Source organism: Stenotrophomonas sp. GZD-301, assembly GCF_049310345.1.
In the GTDB taxonomy this organism is placed as follows: Bacteria; Pseudomonadota; Gammaproteobacteria; order Xanthomonadales; family Xanthomonadaceae; genus Stenotrophomonas.
Genome location: NZ_JBMOWY010000060.1, coordinates 1 through 5,087, shown reverse-complemented (window position 1 = coordinate 5,087; position 5,087 = coordinate 1). Strand labels below are relative to the sequence as shown.

Genomic DNA, 5,087 nt, shown 5'->3' with positions numbered 1-5,087 from the left:
GCTGCATGGATATCACCGATCTCGACCTTGAGCTGCTCAATGCCCACCGCCGCAGCCGCCGCAGCGAGGAGCGCGCGGGTATTTCGCCGGTAGCCGGCGATCAGGGGCCGCTGTCGTTCGCACAGTCGCGGCTTGCCTACCTGCAATTGCTCGATCCGGCGTCCAGTCAGTACAACATGCCGTTTGCGTTCCGGGTCGCGGGGGCGCTGGACCACGCAGCGCTGCGCCAGGCAGTGGCCTGGTTGCTGGATCGCCATCCGGTACTGCGCAGTGGTGTTCATCTGGTCGATGGCGAGCCGGTTCAGCGCATCCATCCTACTGGCGAAGTAGCGATCGACGCCTGCGACCTTCGCGACGTGCCAGTGTCGGCGGTCGAGGGCGCCTTGCGTACGTGGATGGCCGAGCGCGCCGGTGCTCCGTTCGCGCTGGACGCAGGCCGCATGCTTCGCGTCGAACTGGCACTTCTCCCGGGCGAACAGACGCTGGTGCTGATCACCATGCACCATATCGCCAGCGACGGTTGGTCGCTGGGCATTTTCAAGGCCGAGCTCTCCGTTGCCTATGCGGCGTTCGCCGAGGGCAAGGTGCCGGCCTTGCCGGCCCTGCCGATCCGGTACCTGGACTTTGCCGCGTGGGAACAGCGCACTGCGGAACGGGATGCCGAACGGCATTTTGCGTACTGGCAGCAGCAGCTGGTGGACGTGGACAGCACCGCTGTGCTTGCCTACGACCAACCACGGGGCAGGGCGGCAGGCTCGCCGGGCAGCACTGTCGCGCTGGCGTTGGACGGCCGCAGTTCGGTTGCGCTGCGTGCGTTGGCGCGAGAGGAAGGTGCAACCGGCTATGCGGTGGCGGCGGCTGCTTTTGCGGTCGTCCTTTCGCGGCTGGGCAATGCAGCCACGGTGCAGTTCGGTACGCCGACGGCCAATCGTACCCGCGCCGAAACGCAGGGTTTGGTTGGTTTCTTCGTCAACATGCTGGTGATCCGGCTGCAGGTGGATGGCCACGCCAGCTTCCGTGCGCTGGTACGCGCGGCCCGGCAGACCGTGGCCGAAGCGCAGTCGCACCAGAGCGTGCCGTACGAGCAGCTGGTGGAGCGTCTCCAGAGTGCGTCGCGCCCGCAGCGAAGTGGTCTGTTCCAGGTCGTGTTTTCCTATGATGCGATGGCCGCGGCGACCGAGCCGATGCGGTTTGGTCCCTACGTCGCGGTCGCCGATGCCTTGCCGCACCAGACGGCCAAGTTCGACCTCACGGTCAACGTGGTCGAGAGCGGTGATGCGCTGCTGCTTGTGGCCGAGTATGCATCGGACGTATTCGAGCACGCGCGCATTGAAGCGGTCTGCGCGGAGTACCGAGATACCCTGGAGGCGTTGCTGGCGGCACCGGATGTTCCACTCGCCGCGCTGTTCGCACCGGTGCCATTGCAGGAGACGCTGCTGGAGCCGCAGCACTGCACCGCCGACCTCTTCGCGCGGCTGCAGGCGCACCCGCCGCAGGCGATCGCGCTGCGGGGTGAGACCGTGCTCGACTACGGCACGCTGTTGGGGAGGGCAGCACGCCTTGCGACGCGCCTTCAGCAGCGCGGCCAGGGGCCAGGCCAGGTGGTCGGCCTGCTGATCGAAGACAGCGCCACGCTGATCGTGGCGATGCTCGCCTGTCTGCGCGCCGGTACGGCATTCCTGGTGCTGGACACCGGCTACCCGGCGGCGCGTCTGCGCACCATGCTCGATAGCGCCCGGTGCGGCGTCCTGCTGCGGCAGGGGGCGGTGCCGCCGCTGACCGCGCCGCGGGTGCTGGACCTGGACGCGTCGGATACCGATGCCCTCAGTGCACCGGGCCCGGTGGTCGACGGGGCGGTGTCCTCGATACTGCACACCTCCGGTTCCACCGGCAAACCCAAGGCGGTGGCGCTGCCGGTCAGCGGCCTGATCCAGCATGCGCTGCGCATGCAGCAGTTGTGGGGGCTGGGGCCGGACGACCGCGTGCTGCAGTTCAACGCACCGGCGTTCGATGCCTTCGTGGAGGAGGTGTTCACCGCCCTGGTCAGCGGAGCGTGCCTGCTGCTGCCGGCGCAGCGCCTGCTTGATCCACGTCAGTTCTGCAGCTACGTGCAGACGCATGCGGCGACCATCCTCGACCTGCCTACCGCGTACTGGCATGCACTGACCTTCCAGCTGGACGAGGCTGGCGCCGAATCACTGCGCGGGGTGCGCTCGGTGGTGGTCGGCGGTGAAGCGGCCTCGGCCGACGCAGTACGGAAGTGGCTGCGGCTGTGCCCGCAGGCGGCGTGGACGAATACCTACGGGCCGACCGAGGCCAGCATGTGTGTGCTGGCCGGTACCCAGCACACCGCGCCGTCCGAAGACGCGCTGCCGTTTGGACCACCGCTCGGTACGGCGCTGGCCGGCAACCGGGTGCATCTGCTGGATGACGCGTTGCGCCCGGTACCGGATGGCGCGCCAGGGCAGCTGTACATCGAGGGCAGCGGCCTGGCCTACGGCTACATTGGTCGTGCCGGCGCCACCGCCGAGCGCTTCCTGCCCAATCCTTTTGGCGCAAGCGGTAGCCGCCTGTACGCCACCGGCGACCTGTGCCGGCGCGACCGTCTTGGCCAGCTGCTGTTCCTCGGTCGCAACGACCGACAGATCAAGCTCAATGGCCACCGTATCGAGCCGGGGGAGATAGAAACGGCCCTGATGGGCTGTGCGGGGGTCCGTCTTGCGGCCGTTGGCGTGCAGCGCGGTGAGAACGGCGAGGTCGCGTTGTATGCCTGCGTTGCGGCAGACGATGCACTGACTGCCGCGTCGCTGCAGAACGCGCTGCATGGCCGGCTGCCGGCGTACATGGTGCCGAGCCGCATCTGGGTGACCCACCACGTTCCGCTGACAGCGTCGGGCAAGATCGATCATGCCGCGATCCTCGCTGCGCTTTCAGGCCCAGGGCCGGCCCACGTCCACCGTGCGCCGGAGAATGCACTGCAGCAGGCAGTAGCCACGCTCTGGGAAGAACAACTGCAGCAGACACGGATCGGTCTGGACGACGACTTCTTCTCGATCGGCGGGCACTCGATCGCGGCAATACGCTTCATCGCCCGATTCAACGCCCGGTTCAACGCCGACGTGGCGCTGGTGGTGCTGCTCGAGCGACCGCGGCTGGAAGACTTCTGCATCGCCGCTGCGGATCATCTGGAAGCGCGGGCCGGGCATGGCGCCCCGACGGCCCCTGGGATTCCGGTGCATGCGGGTGACGAAGGCCCTCTGTCGTTCGCGCAGTCGCGGCTGGTGTTCCTGCAGATGCTTGATCCGGCCTCCAGTCAGTACAACCTGCCCTACGCGTTCCGAGTTGATGGCGCGCTGGCACTGCCTGCGCTGCGCCAGGCGCTGGCGTGGCTGCTCGAACGCCACGCCGTATTGCGTACGGGCATCCATCTGGTCGATGGCGAGCCGGTCCAGCGGATTCACCCGGTGGCACCGGCCGACCTGACCGTTCACGACCTGCGGGCGCTGTCGACGCAGGAGGCCGAAGCGGCAGTGCAGGCATCGCTGCCCGGGCGCATCGGGACGCCGTTCCGCCTGATCAGTGGCACGATGCTGCGCGCCGATGTGTACCAGTTGCCGTCGCAGCGCACCCTGCTGCTGCTCAACACGCATCATGTGGTCAACGATGGGTGGTCGTTGGGCATCCTGATGAAGGAGCTGTCGACGGCGTATGCGGCTTTTGTGCGGGGGCAGGTCCCGTTGATGCCGGTGCCGGCGATCCGCTACCTGGATTTCGCAGCATGGGAGCGCGGCAGGCCCGCAGGTCTGGACGCCCCGCAACCGGCGGAGAGCCACGCCGCACCGTTGGTCGAACTGCTGCCGGATCATCCATCCCCGGCGGTACCGACCGGGCAGGGGGCCACGGTCGTGGTGCCGTTGCCTGTCGGGCTGGCACAGGCACTGCGTGGCCTGTCGCGCGATGAGGGTGCCAGCCGCTACGCAGTGGGCCTGGCCGGTTTCGCTGCCTGCCTGGCCAGGCTGACCGGCGCACGCGAGGTCAGCGTAGGTACGCCGACAGCCAACCGTGAGCATCCCGATGTCCACGCACTGGTCGGCTTCTTCGTCAACATGCTGGTGGTCCGCCTGCAGGTGGACACGACGACCAGCTTCCGCCAGTTGGTGGGGATGGCCAAGCGTGTGTCGTTGGCCGCCCAGGCGGGGCAGGGCATACCGTACGAGCAGCAGGTGGAGCAGTTGTCGCCCAGCCAGCGCATGCAGCGTTCGGCATTGTTCCAAGTGGTCTACGCCTATGAAACCGGCGAGGATGTTGCCGCCGCCATTCCTTTCGGTCCCCATGCGGCGCAGGTGGAGGCACTCCCGCACCAGACCGCGAAGTTCGATCTCACCGTCAATCTGGTCGACACCGGCGACACGCTGACGCTGGTGGCCGAGTACGCGTCGGACATATTTGAACACGCGCGCATTGAAGCGATCTGCGCGCACTACCGTGACACGCTCGGTGAGCTGCTGGCCGCACCGGACGTACCGCTCGCTGCGCTGTCCGCGCCGGTGCCATTGCAGGAGGCGCTGCCGGAGGCACGGCACAGCACGGCGAAGCTGTTTGCGCGGCTGCAGTCGCACCCGCCGCAGGCGATCGCCTTGCAGGGCGAGACCGTGGTGGACTACGCCACGCTGCTGGCCCGGCTGGAGCGGCTGGCGGTACGTCTGCAGCAGCGCGGGCAGGGGCCGGGCGCTGCGGTGGGTCTGCTGATCGAAGACCGCGCCACGCTGATCGTGGCGATGCTGGCCTGCCTGCGCGTCGGCGCGGCCTTCCTGGTGCTGGATGCGGACTATCCTTCGGCCCGGTTGCGCTACATGCTCGATAACGGCCGCAGCGGTTGTCTGCTGCGGCAGGGGGCGGTGCCGGCGCTGGAAGCGGCGCAGGTACTGGACCTGGACGCGCCGGACACCGACCGCCTGGGCGAGGTGGGTCCGGTGGTCGACGGGGCGGTGTCCTCGATACTGCACACCTCCGGTTCCACCGGCGAGCCCAAGGCGGTATCGCTGCCGGTCAGCGGGCTGCTCCAGCACGCGCTGCGCATGCAGCAG

Annotated in this window: 1 protein-coding gene; it reads left to right on the top strand. The window is 68.1% G+C overall.

Annotated features, from left to right (window positions below; all coding sequences use genetic code 11):
* Positions 1 to 5: 5 nt before the first annotated feature.
* Positions 6 to 5,087: amino acid adenylation domain-containing protein (locus ACO6VK_RS16160; protein WP_422508877.1), on the top strand; the 5,082-nt coding region annotated here is incomplete at its 3' end.